The following is a 17237-nucleotide window of genomic DNA, read 5'->3' on the forward strand; positions in this document are numbered from 1 at the left end:
TACTCATTTCAAATGAGCATCTAAGGTTTGACAAAAATGAAGTTGATATTTTTTCCTTGTTCACTTCATTTTCTTTCATAACCAGTCATGACGTTTTCACTTGCGTATGACGATTGGTGTAAATCTTGGCCAAAATCAATTATTTTTCAATTGTTTTCGTTGAATGATTCTAAAGAAAATTCATATAATTTATCATTATCTGATTTAAATTTTAGTATTGAATCTTCATCCATAATTATTTTATATAAATCTAAAAATGATTTATATGTTAACCTTCTGCGGAAATGGCGGGCTTTCGGTCATGGATCACTAAATGTTAATCAAATAGTGCTAGCCTTGCCCACAAAAATATCTGGAATATTTACTGCATCGGCAATAATTATATAAAAATTATTTAATTGATATTCTTCGGCTTTCTTAAGAGCCTTCGCGGCTACAGTAGGATATTTTTCTAATCCGTAAAATGTTTTGGTTGGATTTAATCTTGCTAATTCCACAATCATTTCGCCTTTACCCATACCAATTTCAACAACGCAATTTTTATTAAGTTTGATGGGGTATTGTTTTTCCTTAACCATATAAGGTGAAGCTTGTAATTTGGGTTCGGCATTTTTATCGTATCTTAATCTCATAAAATTATTTTAATTTATAAACTAATATTAAGAAAAAAAATAACTCAAATACTAGTTGGGACATTTTAAATTCAAAATAATCGAAAAGAAATTAATTAGACTCAGAAAATATGAAATTAAGGAAAGTTTATTTTAATTTAAAATAAAAAAAATTAGCAGATAAGCAATTAGAGTGCTAAAATATAATTGTATTGAATAAGGAGGTATTATGGATTTTAATTTTGATGATATCTTTGGTAATTTAAACCCAAATCAAAAAAATAACGGAGAAAAAGAAGATGTATTAAAAAAATACGGCCGCAATTTAACTGATCTAGCAACCAGAAACGAATTAGAGCCAATCATCAATCGTGATGATGAAATTCGTCGGATGATTCGTATTTTGAGTCGTAAAACAAAGAATAATCCAGTCCTAGTTGGTGAACCCGGAGTTGGTAAAACAGCAATTGTTGAAGGTTTAGCTAGAAAAATTGTTGAAGGACAGGTTCCAGAAAACTTAAAAGGTAAGGATATTTTTGAATTAGATTTAGCCGCATTAATCGCAGGTGCATCATACCAAGGCCAATTTGAACAAAGATTAAAAGCAGTTTTGAAGCGTATTGAAGAAAGCAACGGAGATATTATTTTATTTATTGATGAAATTCATATGTTAATCGGAACAGGTCGTAATCAGGACAGTGCCATGGATGCGGCTAATATCTTTAAACCCTTAATGGCCCGTGGTAAATTGCATTTAATTGGTGCTACAACATTTGATGAATATCGTAAATACATTGAAAAAGATGCTGCTTTGGAAAGAAGAATGCAAAAAATTGATGTATTGGAACCTAGTGTTGAAGATACAATAGCTATTTTAAGAGGTATTAAGGAAAGATTCGAGAACTTCCACAATGTAAAAATTCAGGATGATGCATTGGTTGCCGCTGCTAGACTATCATCGAGATATATTTCAGATCGTTTCTTACCAGATAAGGCAATTGATTTAATTGATGAAGCTGCTTCAACAATTAAAACTGAAATTAACTTTAAACCAGAAGAACTTGAAAAGGCACAACAAAAATTAGCAATTTTAGAAATGGAAAAAATAGCATTAAGTCCAAATAAGGATGCGAAAGAAAAAAATAAAACAAGATTATCTGAACTTGATGAATTAATTAATAGTGAAAATAATGTTATTGATGCATTACAAAAGAAATGGGATTTCGAAAAAGCTAGATTGGAAAAACTTTCAAGTGCTAAGTCGAAACTAGAAAACTTGAAACATATCTTGAATATATATCAAAAAGATGCCGACTATGAAAAAGCATCAAGAGTGTTGTATGTTGAAATTCCAAACATGGAAAATGAAATAAAAGATTTAGAAAATGAAATCAATAATTCTAATGCATCCTTAATTAAGGATACAGTTACGAGTGAAGAAATTGCCACCATCGTTTCGAAATGAACTAAAATTCCTGTAACTAAACTTCTTGAAAGCGATAAAAATAAACTATTGAATCTAGAAAAAGAATTAAAACAAAGAATTAAAGGTCAAGATCAAGCGGTATCATTAGTAGCTCAAGCAGTATTGAGAGCAAAAGCAAATATAAATGACCCTGATAGACCATTAGCTAGTTTTCTATTTACCGGTCCAACTGGCGTTGGTAAAACCGAATTAGCTAGAGCATTGGCTTATTCATTATTCGATTCAGAAAAACAAATGATTAGAGTTGATATGTCTGAATATATGGAAAAACACTCAGTTTCTAAAATAATTGGCGCGCCTCCCGGATATATTGGTTTTGATTCTTCTACTTCTCTTACTGAAAGAATTAGAAAAAACCCATACACAATATTATTGTTTGACGAGATAGAAAAAGCTCATAGAGATGTATTAAATATTTTGTTGCAAATTTTAGATAATGGAGCCATTACTGATTCAAAAGGTAGAGTAATTAATTGTAGAAATTTAATTATAATTATGACTTCAAATATTGCTGCTGATGTTAAAGAACAATTAGAGCAAATGCCTTCAGTCAAAGATGAATTACTAAAATTCTTAAGCCCTGAATTTGTTAATAGAATTGATGAAGTAATTAAGTTTGCTCATCTAGAACAAGATTCTGTTAATGCTATTGTTGAGTTAGAATTGAATAAATTAGCCGAAAGAATTAAAGAATCTAAGTCTATTACATTAAAATTTACTGAAAAAGCAGTTGAATTCATAGGTAAAGCTTCATATGATCATCAATTTGGAGCTCGTCCTATTAGAAGATATATTCAAAACAAAGTAGAAGGTCTAATTGCATACAAAATAATTGAAGGGGAAATGATTGCTGATGGCGAATACACACTAGATATTTTTGCGGGCAACTTCGTCATTAAATAGGTTATAAAAATAAACACGTTTTAACCACGTGTTTTTTTGTTCACTAAAATGTATGTTCTTATTCTGATTATGTAGTTATTTAAATCAAAACTGAAAATTACTGAAATTGACAAGTTAAATTCAATAAAGATAAAGGTAGTTTAGAAATTCCCGACCCTGATAAACTAGGTCTTTTACCTTCCTTTATTCCTTATACGCAAGACCCAGCCGTCAATTATCACAAAGGACAAGACGGTTGAGAATTCTTAGCGTTTAAATAACTTAATGGTTTTATAGATTGAGTAACTTGACGCGATTGCGAATAATACAGCAATTAATGAATAGGTGGTTACAAACGCTAAATACATAGATTTACCGCCTAGTTCGTTATAAAAATCTAGATATCTGTATTTATATCAATAGTAATAAAGCTTATTATTGAATACTTCCTCCTGAAAAGGTCATTGTCCTTTGCGTTCAATTCAAACGGTGTGTGTACCCATTTCTCCTCATCTAGGAGCAGTAGCAACTAGTATTGCCGTAATCATCAATAGTAACCAAATTATACTTACACTCAATCAAAGTATTTTTTTGTTTTTTAAATTCATATTATTAATTTTATCAAGAAAGGAGGCAAATATGCCTGAAAATAAAAACAATGACAGCTGGTTTGAGTCTTTAGCTCAATATCTAGTTGCAACTCCGACTGAAAGACCTTATATATTCAGTCCAAAAAATACAAATGCAAAATATCAAGATGATACTCCAGGAAAAAACCGAAGATTAATGCAGAATTTAAATACATTTATGATGTCAATAATCGCAAAAATTCACAATTACTATACTTTGCTACCAAATTAAACAACAATCAAGTTCAACTTGATATGCGTCATAAAAGGGAGAATATTAATAGTGTAATTAAAAAATTTGGAGTCAAATTAAACATTCAATTTTCAAAATTTAAAACTCAAAACATCAACAACAATGTTTTTTTGTGTAAATAAAAGAGAATTGGCAATTTAATTAATATATAATTGAAATTATGAATGTAAAACAACTTAAAACATTGAATTTATTAAAACAATTTCTCGAAATTGCAAATAAACATCAATTAAAATATTCGATTTTCTATGGGTCTATGCTCGGGGCAATAAGACACGATGGATTTATTCCTTGGGATGATGATATTGATATTTTAGTACCAAAAGAATCGTGAGATATATTAATAAAAACTTATCCTACTTTTTTAAAACATTCTAAAAATAGCAATAACCCATTGTTATTCGGAAAGTTTACTAATGATTCCGAAACTGATGAAGATGCTACATTTCTAGACATTTTTGTTGCGGTTAAAACAACTAAAAAAAATCTAAGAAAATATAATTCTTTAACTACAAAAATAAGATATTTAAAAAACTTTACTAAGAGAAAATTATTTAAATGTCAATGAGGGATGAAAATTGTTAAATTTTTTTCAATTTGAACATGATTATGACCTAAATTGTCCTTTGAACAAGCGTATGAAATGTTAAATGATACTTGTGGAGATATAGATTTCGTTATAACGTGACCAAGCAATAAGGAAGTTAAGAGAGCTTCTAAAGTTACAATTGATTGGAATAATCTAATTTCTGTTAAATTTGAAGATGTTCAAGTTAATATATTTAAAAATTATAAGGACTTTTTTGTTTCAACATATGGACCTAATTGGAACATACCAAAAAAATATTTTATGTCTCGTCATTTAGGTTTATACGATATGGATGTGTTTACTAAAAAGAAGAAAGAAAATAAAAATCATGAAAAATAAATTACTATGAAGACAAAAAGCACCAATAATTGAACTTAAATCAAGACCTCTAAGAGTCGTAATCGTAGGGGATTCTTTTATTCCAATGGTTGATGGAGTTGTGCGTGTTATGGAAAATTATATTGAACAATTTCAGAGCAAGGGCATTGAATTTTTGGTGTTGGCACCTGCTTATTCTGACTACGATTTAAAGAAGGATTTAGAATTAAGTTACAAACCAATGCGTATTAAATGTAGTGTAATAAAATGAGGGGGCTACCAAGTTATTCGCACACCACTAGTAAAATCTGAACTAATGGTCATCGATGAATTTAATCCGGATATCGTTCATGTTCATTCCCCTTTTTTTGCTGGAAATATAGGATTACAACTTAAAAAACGTTATAACATTCCTTTAGTAATTACTTTACACACAAACTTCAAAATGGCTATTTCAAAATCGGTTAATAGCGCGGTAATTGGTCAAATTGGTGGATTAGTAGTTCAGCAATTCATAAAAAATGTAGATGGTATTTTTCATGTTTCTCGTTCTTCTATGATTGACAGTGGTCTTGATTTAACTCAAAACAAACATTTTATTGTACCAAACGGAACCAAATTTAAATTTCCAGAAAATCCTGAATTTTTAAAACAACAAGCCATCGAAAAATTTAATATAGATTCAAACAAATTCAATCTCTTATTTGTTTCTCGTTTTGTTTGAGAAAAAAATATTAAATTAATGTTAGATTCCTACAAAAAACTTATTGCAATTAACCCCAGATATCATTTAACTATGGTCGGTGGTGATTGAAAATATGATGAGGTAGTTGAATATGCAAAGTCAATAGACGTTTATAAATATATTAATTTTACAGGCGTAGTAAGAGATTGCAATTTATTAAAGGGTCTATATCTTAGTCATGATTTATTGTTGTTTCCATCGGTTTTTGATACATTTGGCTTAGTTATTCATGAAGCAGCTTCTCAAGGATTACCAAGTTTAGTAATAAAGAAATCTAACGCCGCCGAATTCATCATAGATGGTTTAAATGGTTTTACCTGTTTAGAAAGTGTAGATTCATTAGTTAAAAGCGTAGTTAATGTATTCTCCGATAGGGAAAAGCTAAATACAGCGGGCGAAGCAGCCAAATCAATAGTTTTTGATTGGTCTAAAATAATAGATAAATCAATAAATAATTATATTGAAATCATTAAGAATTTTTATGATAAAGTTAGAATAAATAGATTGCAAAAACTATCAGCAAAGATAAGAAAAAAATTCAAAAATTAAAAAACCATATATGCAAACTGAGTTAATTTGAAACATACAATTGATTGTTACAAATAATATTTCTAAAAATAATTAATCTAATTCTAAAAGCTTTTAGAAATCATATCAGTATTTAATTAATAGTTGTTCTGTTGAAGTCTATAAAAAGCTATTATCTAGCTAGTACTTCTTGAAAAATATCAAGCCCTTTGTCGTAGGCTTGATATTTTATTTTTTAGATTTAATTAAAAGCGCTGAAGTAACTAAAATCAATAGCACGACGGAATCAATAAATTTTATTAATAATAAAATAATGATTACTGTTTCACCAAATGAATATTCTGAAAACCAAAATATATATAATATAAATAATACTGGGTATACTAAATTTACAATAAGTCCAATACAGCTGGTTGCATATAATAGTTTTATTTTCAGCAGTTTAATATTCATTTTTTTCTTATATAAATAAATTCAAATTGAAAACATAACAATGTTTGATAAGCAAATGCACCCCACTAAAGGAGACCATATAAAAGCAATTATTAATAAGAGATTAGAAAAATTCATATTTAATAAAAATATCGGAATAATTAATATTCAAGCAAGCAAAAAGTTCAATAGCGTGGCAATATAAATAAGGATGTTATGTTTTTTATTCATACATAAATTATAGTTAATTTTAGTTTTGAATCTTAATTTAAAAATGCTAATTTTATGGAATTATTTACCACAATTCAATAATATTATGAAAGCAATTAACTAATCAACATAATTAAAAGTAATAAAATTAAAGTGATAAGCAGTTAGATTATCAAAAAAAGTATAAAAATAAAAACATAAAGATAAGAAAAGAGGATATAACATATGGCTAAAATGAAAGCTTTTGTGGTGCGTTCACCACGTAATTGAAGTGTTGAAATGGTGGATATTCCCGAACCAAAAGAAAAAGAAGTTTTAATCAAAATGGAAACAAGCGGTATTTGTCACACCGACTTGCATGCAGCAAACTATGATTGATTAGTAGAACCTAAATACCCACTAATTCCGGGACATGAAGGAATTGGGATTGTAGAAAAATTAGGTCCAGGTTGTACGCATTTAAAAGTTGGTGATAGAGTTTGTTTAGCATGACTTCACGATGCGTGTGGTCACTGTGAATTCTGTCTAGATGGCAAAGAAACATTGTGTCCAAATCAAAACATGTCTGCATATACTAAAGATGGTTCATATGCCGAATATGCAATCGGACATGAAGACTTTGTAGGAATTGTTCCTAAAGGTTTGGATTTAATTACTGGTGCTCCAGTTGTGTGTGCTGGTGTTACAACTTATAAGGCAATTAAACAAGCAAAACTACGCCCAGGTGACTTTGTTGCTGTGATTGGTGTTGGAGGACTTGGACAATTAGCTATTCAATATGCTAAGGCAATGGGATACCGTCCAATTGGTATTGACTTAACTGATGAAAAATGTGAATTAGCATTAAAATCAGGTGCTGAATTTGCTTTCAACTCTAAAAAAGTTGATGCAGTTGCTAAAGTTATTGAAGTTACTGAAGGTGGAGTTCACGGTGTCGTAAATACATCGGTTGCCACCCCTGCTGCAGTTCAAGGTATGGAAATGCTACGTCGCGGAGGTCGTCAAGTATTGGTTGGATTACCAGCTAAAGATAAATTAGGAAAAGACGAATTCCCTGTCTCAGTATTCTGAACAGTCCTATGTGAACGTGAACTAGCAGGTTCAATCGTCGGTACACGTAAAGATCTAAAAGAAGCATTAGACTATGCTGCTAGAGGCCTAGTAAAATCAGAAGTTACAAAAGTTGTAAAATTAGAAGATGTAGCTGATATCTTTGAAAAGCTTGAAAAAGGTGAATTCATTGGTAGGGCAGTTATTGACTACAGAAAATAAGCTAATATTTATTCTTAAAGCACTCATTTTGAGTGTTTTTCTTTTAAATTTTGCTATAGTTGTATTAGATGTGGAAATGTCGTTCCAGTTTGATTAGGTAAATAATATATGAAATTCAAAAAAGTAAAAATAATTCCTAACTAATTTTTGTAAAAATATTTTTATGTATGGTTGTTTTCATAATTTGCGAAAACTATGCATAAAAAGTAGTATAAATAAATTCAAAACGACAAAATATAAGACATTTTTTAATTTATTTTTACTTATAATATAGATAGCTAAAAAAGCTAATTAAAACTAAATATATTTTTATGAAATATGTTCGAAGTAAAAAAGGAGCAAAAAAATGAAAAAAATTATCGTCGTAGGATTAGGAAATGTAGGTTTTACATACGTTAATATTTCTGTGTGTAGAGGGCTAGAAGCGGAATGAGTTTTTGTTGATAAAAGTGAAGACATTGCTTTAGCACACGCAAAAGATTTTTCTGACATGGTTGCCATCATGCCAAGAAATGGGTCAACATTTAGAGTTGGTTCTCTAGAAAAAGATTCAGCAGATGCCGATATTGTTGCAGTTTGTGCATCAATTCCAGCAGATAAATCATTCGCAGACCGTCTAGCATTGGCGGGAGCAAATGCAAAATTAATGAAAACATTCGGTGACACATTAAAGAAAACTGGATTTAAAGGTTCTGTTGTTGTTGCGGCTAACCCGTGTGATGTCATGGCAGCAGTATTTCACTATGCCTCAGGATTACCGGCAGAAAAATGTATTTCTGCAGGTACTATTCTAGACTCGGCAAGACTTAAAAAACTTATTTCACGTCACTACAATGTTGAAGCTGATTCAGTGACAGTTTCAATTATTGCTGAACACGGAGCTTCGGCTGTTCCGGTGTGATCAACCGCAAAAATTGGTGAAACTTTTATTAACGATTTACCTCAATTTACCGAAGAAGTTAAGGAAAAATTATACGTAGATTCCAAAAAAGAAGCTTTCGAAATTTTCTCACGTAAAGGTAATACTCAATTTGGTATTGGTACCTCAATGTATGAAATTACAGCAGCTATCTTAAACAATAAGAGAAAAATTATGACAGTTGGTGTTAAATTACCTGATGATTTTAAACACCCAGGAATCTATTTCTCAATCCCAGTTATTGTCGGAGAAAATGGATACGAATACTTACCTGAAAAAATGTCGCTAACTGACGCAGAATGAGAAAGATTCAATACCGCTTCAAAAAACTTTACTAAGGTACACAATGACACGCTTAGTCAAGTTGGCGTAACTCACGAATTTAAATAATTCAATTAAAACACCGCATTGTTGGTGTTTTTTTATGAAAATTTAATTTTTAGATTTTTTGAACTGGTTTTAAACGAATCAACTCGTTTTTATAAGGTTTATGCAAAAAGCATATAGTGAAAATATGCTATCAATTCCACAACTCTATATAATACTTAAATTTAAATGTAATATTTAATGCTTTATTTACTATAATTTATAAGCATAAGCAAGGAGGAAAACATGAAAAATAAAAATATCGATTTTGATTCAAAAGAATATTTAGAAAAAGTTGATGCGTGATGAAGAGCAGCAAACTATATTTCTGTTGGTCAAATGTACTTAAAAAATAACCCATTATTGAAAACCGAATTAAAAGCTGCTGATGTCAAAGTTTATCCAATTGGACACTGAGGTACAATTCCAGGACAAAACTTTATTTATGCTCATCTAAATAGACTTATTAATAAATATGATTTAAATATGTTCTATATTGAAGGACCAGGCCACGGCGGACAAGTTATGGTAGCAAACTCATACTTGGATGGTTCTTATACAGAATTATTCCCTGAAATTACTCAGGATGAAGCAGGAATGAAACAACTATTTAAAATTTTCTCATTCCCTGGCGGTACAGCTTCACACGCAGCACCTGAAACACCTGGATCATTACACGAAGGTGGTGAATTAGGATACTCATTATCTCATGCTACTGGAGCTATTTTAGATAACCCTTCATTAATAGCCGCTACAGTTGTTGGTGATGGCGAAGCTGAAACCGGACCATTAATGGCCGGATGGTTCTCAAATACATTTATTAACCCAAAAAATGATGGTGTTGTATTACCGATTGTTCACTTGAATGGTGGAAAAATTTCTAACCCAACTATTTTCTCAAGAAGAACCAATGAAGAACTAACTAACTTATTTAAAGGTTTTGGTTGAGAACCAATCTTTGTTGAAGTTGAAAAAGTTAATGATTATCATCAAGAAATGGCTAATAAATTAGACTATGCTATTGAAAAAATTATGGCCATTAAAGCAGAAGCTGATAAGAAATCTGCCGATGAACAAACAAGACCTGAATGACCTATGATTATTTTTAGATCGCCAAAAGGTTGAACAGGACCTAAACAATTTGACGGAAACCAAATCGAAGGTAGCTTTAGAGCTCACCAAGTTCCAATTCCTGTCAAAGCTGAAGATCCAACACACTTACCCGAATTAAAAGCATGACTAGAATCATATAGACCACATGAAATCTTTGACGAAAACGGCAAAATTAAACAAGAATTTTACATTGCTCCTAAAGGTAACAAGAGAATGGCAATGAACCCAGCAACAAACGGTGGAATTGACCCTAAAGATCTTGTTTTGGGAAATTGAGAAGATTTTGCAATTAAATTCGACAAACCTGGTACTGTAATTTCTCAAGATATGGCTAACCTTGGTAGCTACTACGCACAATTAATGAAATTAAACCCAACAAGTTTCAGAGTTTTTGGACCTGATGAAACTAAATCAAACCGTTTATTTGATTGTCTAAAACATTCAAAACGTCAATGATTAGATCGTATCGACCCATTATTAGACGAAAACTTAGGACCTGCCGGTAGAATTATCGATTCACAACTTTCAGAACACCAAGCAGAAGGTTTCCTAGAAGGGTATGTATTAACTGGTCGTCATGGAATCTTTGCTTCATACGAAGCATTCTTAAGAGTTGTTGACTCAATGATTACACAACACTTAAAATGAATTAACAAGTGTAAACCACTAGATTGAAGAAATAATTTACCATCATTAAACCTAATCGCTACTTCGAATGCCTTCCAACAAGACCACAACGGTTACACACATCAAGATCCAGGTTTATTAGGACACTTAGCCGACAAAAATGCTGATGTTGTTAGAGAATACTTACCAGCTGACACAAACACATTATTAGCGGTGTCTGAAAAAGCGTTTGCAGAAAAAAATGTTATTAACCTTATCGTTGCTTCGAAACAACCTAGAGAGCAATTTTTTACAGTTGCTGAAGCTAAAGAATTAGTTGAAAAAGGTTACAAAGTTATTGATTGAGCATCAAATGTTTCAGCTGATCAAACACCTGACTTAGTTGTTGCTGCTTCAGGTACCGAATCTACAATTGAAGCATTAGCTGCAATTTCAATCTTAAATAAGCAATTCCCTGAATTAAAAATTAGATTCGTTAACGTGGTTGAAATCTTAAAACTAAGACACCCATCAGTAGATTCTCGTGGTCTAACAGATGAAGAATTTGACAAAGTCTTTACAAAAGACAAACCAGTTTTATTTGCTTTCCACGGTTACGAAAGTTTATTAAGAGATATCTTCTTTACACGTCACAATAGAAATCTATTAGCTCACGGCTACCGTGAACACGGTGATATTACAACTTCATTTGACATTCGTCAATTATCACAAATGGATAGATTCCACATGTCAATTTCTGCTGCTAAAGCAGTTTATGGTGACAAAGCAAGTTCATTCATTAAGAAAATGGACGATACATTAGCTTACCACACCGAATACATTAGAGAACACGGTACTGACATTGACGAAGTTAAAAACTGAAAATGAGAAGGTATTAAATAATTTTAAAATCTCTTTTAGAAGATAATATAAAAATAACATTTGCTATAGAAATGTTATTTTTTTTGCCTTATTGTTTAAGAGTTTTGATTTTATTAATTGCGTCTTGAATTAACGAAATCTGAATGTCTAATAGTCCATCAATTTCCTTATTTGTTTTTTTATAAAGTGAATCAATGAATTTTGTAAACTCGGTATTAGTTAAATTAACACTAGTTAATTCTCCTAATTCTTTATCTTTATACAATGATTTTAATTTATTTTTCTTTGTTGTTGTGTTATTACATGATGCTCTGAGATAACTGGTAAGACACAAACTGCAAATCCCGCAACACCTCATGTTATTCTACTTAGTTATTTGTCTTCGTATTTCTCTAGTCGATTTATTTAATTGGATAAAAAAGATAATTCACGAGTTGTGATTTTCATTTCAAAAATACTTTTGCAACAAAGAAAAATAGTAGTAATATGAAAAAATTAAAAAAAGCGTAATAGCGACTTAATAATCCATTAATTTTTCGTATTCATCTAAGGTTCCGTGGTAAATGAAACTTTTGTCTGGGGCAATTTCTAATATAACATTAGCGGCATGGTTAACCAGGGCTCTGTTATATGTGGTAAATATTGCGCCACCGCGATAATTTTTCAAACCTGTAATTAAAGAGTCAATACTTTCAGTATCTAAGTGGTCTAATGGTTGGTCTAAAATCAAAAAGTTAGCCTCTAAAAGCATCATTCTAGAAAACATTAGTCTTGCTTTTTCACCCCCTGAAGTAACTGAAACTTTCTTAAATACAGAGTCATTTGAAAAAAGCATTCTGCCTAAAAAACCACGCATTCTTTGATCAGAAACATCACGCGTTTCTTCGGTGGTGTTTTCTAGAGGTCATTGAGATATTCATTCTAAAATTGACATATCTTCATTGAAGTATTTCTTATTATCATTTGGGTAATAAGTGGTTTTAATTGTTTGACCTCATTTAACACTACCGCTCGTAGGTTTTTTTAGACCTAATATACATTCCAAGAATCTTGTTTTAGCGATATCATCATCCCCGATTAATACCATTTTTTCTCCACGTGACAGTGTAAATGATACATTTTGGAACATTTTCTTGCCATTTTCCTCATAACAAAGTCCTTCGACTTCTAGGATGTCTTTTCCCGGTTCACGGTTTATTTCTCAATTAATATAAGGGTATTTACGGTTTGACGGTTTGATTTCGTCAAGTGAAATTTTTTCAAGCGATTTTTTACGTGATGTAGCTTGACGTGATTTAGATTTATTGGCGCTAAAACGAGCAATAAATTGTTTAAGTTTTTCAATTTGCACTTCTTTTTTAGCGTTTTGCTGTTTCATAAGTTCTAAAGCAAGCTGACTACTTTCTTTTCAGAATGTATAGTTCCCAGTGTAAATACGTGCTTCGTTAAAATCAATATCAACGATGTGGGTACAGATATTGTCTAAGAAATCGCTATCATGGCTTACAACAATAACAACATTTTCGTAATCTGCTAAAAAGTTTTCTAATCATTTTATTGAACGCAAATCTAAGTGGTTAGTTGGCTCATCCATGATTAAAATATCTGGATTTCCAAACAAAGCTTTAGCCAGTAGAACTTTTATTTTTTGATTAGCAGTTAACTGGTTCATCGGTACATCTCATTTATCTTTAGGTATTTGTAGCCCAGATAATAATTCTTGAGCATCGTTTTCTGCCGTTCATCCGCCCAATTCTCCGAATTTTTCTTCTAATTCACCAGCTCTTGTATAATCTTCCATAGTTGCATCAGGATTAGCATAAATTGCATCTTTTTCATTTTTTATTTTGTACAAATCAGTATTGCCCATTACAACTACTTCTGTGACGATTAAATCATCATATGCATTATGATCTTGACTTAGAACACTCAATCTACGGTCTTTTTCAATTATTATTTGTCCACTAGTTGCTTCAATTTCGCCTGATAATATTTTTAAGAATGTAGATTTTCCAGCACCATTAGCTCCAATAATTCCGTATGTATTTCCCTCGGTAAATTTCAAATTAACATTTTCGAATAGTTTTTTGTCGCTAAAAATTTTACTTAAATTTTGTACTTCTAACATATTTCCTCCCATTAAACTAATATTTTATTATTATATCAAATATTAAATTTATATAAATGCTAAAGCAATATATTGTAATTTATTTATCTTAATATAAGATGGCTATAAATTGACGAATATACTCATTTTTCAGTTTGTTTAGTAAACAAATTAAAAAAAGAAGACTTAGCTTCATTTTTAATTACATTTAATATTGTCTAAAAATAACTTAGCAACATCCGGGTGAAGTATTTGAATTATTTTTAAAGCAGCGAACTGTCTTTTTAAACCACTGGCAATCATATCAGGGTTTATTTCAGTATTTCGAGATGTTTTATCTATTTTATTAATGAAAGTTATTTCATTTTGAATTTGTTCTTGTGTTGGTTCAAGGTCATAAAGATTACTCATTTTTTGCATTAAAATTATTGAAGAAACTTGGCTTAACACTGACTTATAAGCAATATCCATTAATTTTAAATGATCAGGATTTGTTTTATCTAATTCAGATATTGATTTTAAACCATCTAAAATACCCCCTGGACGAGCCTCTTGAGATGCGACTCTATCCAATGAATCATTTAGTAAAAATTGATGTATTTCAATATCATTTGAATTTGCTAATTCAGTTGCACAAACACTGAAATATCTAAATAGTTCATTTGAATAATATTCTTTTCTAATATTCTTTTCAAACTCATTTTTTAATTCTTCTAAACTATTTATATTTTCATCAATCATTGGTTCAAAGTTTTCTTCGGTAACATTAATAATTTCTTCATGAAATGCTTTATTAATTGTGACCGTTCAATTATAGTTTGATGGATCATTAAAGGCAAATGTTTGACCAATATTTTTGCCAATTAATTCTTGGTTAATTGAAAATGATTCGCTCTTCTGCGCTTGTAATTTAATATTTTTTTGGTTATCTTTTTCTTCGCCAACATATTTAGCAATTAGATTAACGTCACAAATATCACCCTCTTTAACTGGTCGATTTTTAACTTCCTTTAAGATTGGATATTTTTTCTTAAATTCATTAAAAATTGTATCAAGCATTGATTGATCAATTCGTGTTGGTTGATAATCAAATTTAATATTATTTAAGTCAATTTTATTGATTTCATCACCTGAATAGTAAACTAAAACTATTTCAGCTTTTAATTCTTCCTCAGCTTCAATAATGTTAACAAAAGGTCTACCAACTAAAACATTTGTTTTGTCTTTGTTAACTTCTTCAATTAAAGTTGTTACTTCTTTATTCATTATTTCGTCTATTGCTCTACCTTTTAAAACCTCGGGTGTTGATTTTATTTTATTAGCTAAGGCAAACATAAGTTGATTGTGTTTTAAACTTGCAAATTTTTCTTTGTTTAGGTGTATTTGCTTTTCAATTGTGTTGTATTTAATCATTTTATCTCCTTAAAAGATTTTGTATATCTATTATATATAACAATTCATAAATTAAGCTGGTTGTTTATTTTATTGTTATTTTTTCTATAATTTCATTAATTTTTTCCACTTTTAATCTAAAATAACTTATATTTTTGTGTGTATATCCCCTCAATGTATGTAAAACACAATCGTCAAATAATCAAAAGATAAAGAAAAGCAACTATTACGGTTGCTTTTGTGCTTTTTGTTTGGTTTTACGATTAATTATTGCTTTGTTAAGAAGTTTATTGAATTTTTTTCGTCACATTCTTGAGGTTTTAATTGTTTAGTTTTCATTAATATATTCTATCATTTTAAGTAAGTCATTATTTGTTTTTTTCATTATTGTTTGATTAGTGATGTTATAAAAAACATTATCATTTTTTATTAAATCAATCTTATCATCATCAAACCTCTTTAAAACCACATTGTTTTCGTTAAAATCTAAATTAATATGTTTAGAACCTTCCTGAGTTATTACAGAATGCTTTTTAGCGTCAATATAAAGCATATTTTGCCACTTATCTAGTAAAAAAAATTCTTCATTGTTTCTTGCTCTTAATAAGGGTATTATATGATGTAATTCATATCCTTTATGTTTAACGACACCGTGCTTATCAAAGTAATTTCTTTTTTCTTTTACATTTCTCTTTAAAGATATTTTATCTTTTTCGGTAAAAAATTTATCTTTGTTAAATACCATAGTTAATTTATTTGTTTGATTATCAACAGTAAAAATTGCTGTTTGGTTTAATAAGCTAAATATTTGTTGAGTTTCATTAATAAAATTATGTCAATCCTTTTTATCTTTCTTATTTGAATTTCCACTTTCAAAATTCGATGGTACAGCTCATTCTTTAATTGTTTCTATTAAGTGTTCTTTTTGACGACCACTTCAATGTCTATATTCAATAATATATTCTTTTAATTTTTCAAAATCATATTTTACAATTTCACCATTCACTTCTAACTCATTATCTAAAAATGATAAAAACAATGTATATTCATCTTGAGTTATATAGTCTCAATTGCGATTGGTGCCTGCTTCATCTATTTCAATGAGATAATTGATTAATTTTTCAGTGAATCCTCTAAATAATACATCTAAACAATTTTGAAAAATAATTTGTTTTTTCAAAATATTGTTTGCGTTTAACATTTCCATACCTAAATCAGTTATTGAAACATATTTAACTTTACTTTGTTTTCAAGGGTTTGTTATTAAATCTCCATTTTTATTATATCTATCAATCAAACCCATTCTGTGCATTTCTAACAAGTACTGTTTTCTAAAACTATCCTGTGTAGTTTTGCCAAGGATATTTTGTAAGTTATTTACAATTCTTGAATAACTCTCTTCTCCAGCAATAATTTCAGGTCTTATGCTTATATCCTGTGTTCTAATTTGAAGTTTATCTAGATTTTCATTTTTCATCTCTATATTTATTTCATTTAATATATTTCAAATATATTCTATATCGTATCTACCGTGTTGACTATAATGATTCCCTCTATATTTATCACTTTGAAATCTTCTGCCCAAAAACTTTAAGAATTCCTTTGTAGGGTCAATGCTTGTTAATAATTCTAAAATATCATTCATTATTCCTCCTTGTATTAATATTTCTTTTCATAAATTTTATTTATTAATTTGATATTGGTTGGCATTTTTCAACTGTTCTACAGTAATCAGGTTTATGTAAAAACGATTTATTGCTGTATGTAAGGTTTTGCTCTATTCAAAGAATGCTTTAAAAATAATTCTATCCTTTTCTGAATCGAAGAAGCCTTGAATATAAATATCTGCTTTATTGTTTTTATAACTTGAATCATTAAATACTTTATTAGCATATAA

The 17237-nt window shown here is 29.8% G+C and carries 14 protein-coding genes; 8 read left to right on the top strand and 6 right to left on the bottom strand.

Annotation, left to right across the window (positions count from 1 at the left end):
• Positions 1–20: 20 nt before the first annotated feature.
• The gene (gene trmB / locus NW238_RS00790) at positions 21–632 is read right to left on the bottom strand and encodes a tRNA (guanosine(46)-N7)-methyltransferase TrmB (protein ID WP_216567708.1); all 612 of its coding nucleotides are present in this window, start codon (positions 630–632) and stop codon (positions 21–23) included.
• 208 nt (positions 633–840) lie between these two features.
• Here trmB and NW238_RS00795 point away from each other — a divergent pair, with 208 nt between their 5' ends.
• Positions 841–3000 carry an ATP-dependent Clp protease ATP-binding subunit gene (locus NW238_RS00795; RefSeq protein ID WP_258451626.1) on the top strand — a complete coding sequence of 720 codons (2160 nt, stop codon included), beginning with the start codon at positions 841–843 and terminating at the stop codon, positions 2998–3000.
• Between the two features lie 245 nt (positions 3001–3245).
• Here NW238_RS00795 and NW238_RS00800 read toward each other — a convergent pair whose 3' ends face one another.
• Positions 3246–3527, bottom strand: a complete 282-nt coding sequence (locus NW238_RS00800; RefSeq protein ID WP_258451627.1) for a hypothetical protein — start codon at positions 3525–3527, stop codon at positions 3246–3248.
• 91 nt (positions 3528–3618) lie between these two features.
• Here NW238_RS00800 and NW238_RS00805 point away from each other — a divergent pair, with 91 nt between their 5' ends.
• The 7 genes from NW238_RS00805 (at position 3619) to NW238_RS00835 (ending at position 11862) form a co-directional block, all read left to right on the top strand.
• A complete protein-coding gene (locus NW238_RS00805; RefSeq protein WP_216505076.1) occupies positions 3619–3840 on the top strand; it encodes a hypothetical protein in 222 nt (73 codons plus the stop codon).
• Positions 3841–4021: 181 nt separating this feature from the next.
• Positions 4022–4789, top strand: coding sequence for a diacylglycerol cholinephosphotransferase Mf1 (gene mf1 / locus NW238_RS00810; protein ID WP_216505074.1), 768 nt, complete (start codon positions 4022–4024; stop codon positions 4787–4789).
• Positions 4779–6062 carry a glycosyltransferase gene (locus tag NW238_RS00815; RefSeq protein ID WP_216505072.1) on the top strand — a complete coding sequence of 428 codons (1284 nt, stop codon included), beginning with the start codon at positions 4779–4781 and terminating at the stop codon, positions 6060–6062. The genes mf1 and NW238_RS00815 overlap by 11 nt, the downstream gene beginning before the upstream one ends.
• 487 nt (positions 6063–6549) lie before the next feature.
• Positions 6550–6678 carry a hypothetical protein gene (locus NW238_RS00820; protein WP_258451628.1) on the top strand — a complete coding sequence of 43 codons (129 nt, stop codon included), beginning with the start codon at positions 6550–6552 and terminating at the stop codon, positions 6676–6678.
• Between the two features lie 230 nt (positions 6679–6908).
• Positions 6909–7955 (top strand): zinc-dependent alcohol dehydrogenase, encoded by a 1047-nt coding sequence (locus NW238_RS00825; RefSeq protein ID WP_373422545.1) that lies wholly within the window; start codon positions 6909–6911, stop codon positions 7953–7955.
• Between the two features lie 346 nt (positions 7956–8301).
• Complete coding sequence (locus NW238_RS00830; RefSeq protein ID WP_216505068.1) at positions 8302–9264, top strand: lactate/malate family dehydrogenase; 963 nt, start codon at positions 8302–8304, stop codon at positions 9262–9264.
• A 222-nt stretch (positions 9265–9486) separates the two neighbouring features.
• Positions 9487–11862 carry a phosphoketolase family protein gene (locus NW238_RS00835; RefSeq protein ID WP_216505067.1) on the top strand — a complete coding sequence of 792 codons (2376 nt, stop codon included), beginning with the start codon at positions 9487–9489 and terminating at the stop codon, positions 11860–11862.
• A gap of 67 nt (positions 11863–11929) precedes the next feature.
• On the opposite strand, the gene NW238_RS00840 is transcribed toward NW238_RS00835, so the two are convergent.
• From NW238_RS00840 to NW238_RS00855, 4 genes are all read right to left on the bottom strand, one after another.
• Entirely contained in the window at positions 11930–12199 is a 270-nt protein-coding gene (locus NW238_RS00840) for a hypothetical protein (RefSeq protein WP_216505066.1), read from the bottom strand.
• 159 nt (positions 12200–12358) lie between these two features.
• The gene (locus tag NW238_RS00845) at positions 12359–13969 is read right to left on the bottom strand and encodes an ABC-F family ATP-binding cassette domain-containing protein (RefSeq protein ID WP_216505065.1); all 1611 of its coding nucleotides are present in this window, start codon (positions 13967–13969) and stop codon (positions 12359–12361) included.
• A gap of 177 nt (positions 13970–14146) precedes the next feature.
• On the bottom strand, positions 14147–15361 hold the full coding sequence (locus tag NW238_RS00850) for a trigger factor-related chaperone (RefSeq protein WP_258451629.1): 1215 nt from the start codon (positions 15359–15361) through the stop codon (positions 14147–14149).
• A 307-nt stretch (positions 15362–15668) separates the two neighbouring features.
• Positions 15669–16985, bottom strand: a complete 1317-nt coding sequence (locus NW238_RS00855) for a hypothetical protein (protein ID WP_258451630.1) — start codon at positions 16983–16985, stop codon at positions 15669–15671.
• Between the last annotated feature and the right edge of the window lie 252 nt (positions 16986–17237).

The organism is Mycoplasma zalophidermidis (assembly GCF_024742155.1).
Lineage (GTDB): Bacteria > Bacillota_I > Bacilli_A > Mycoplasmatales > Metamycoplasmataceae > Mycoplasmopsis > Mycoplasmopsis zalophidermidis.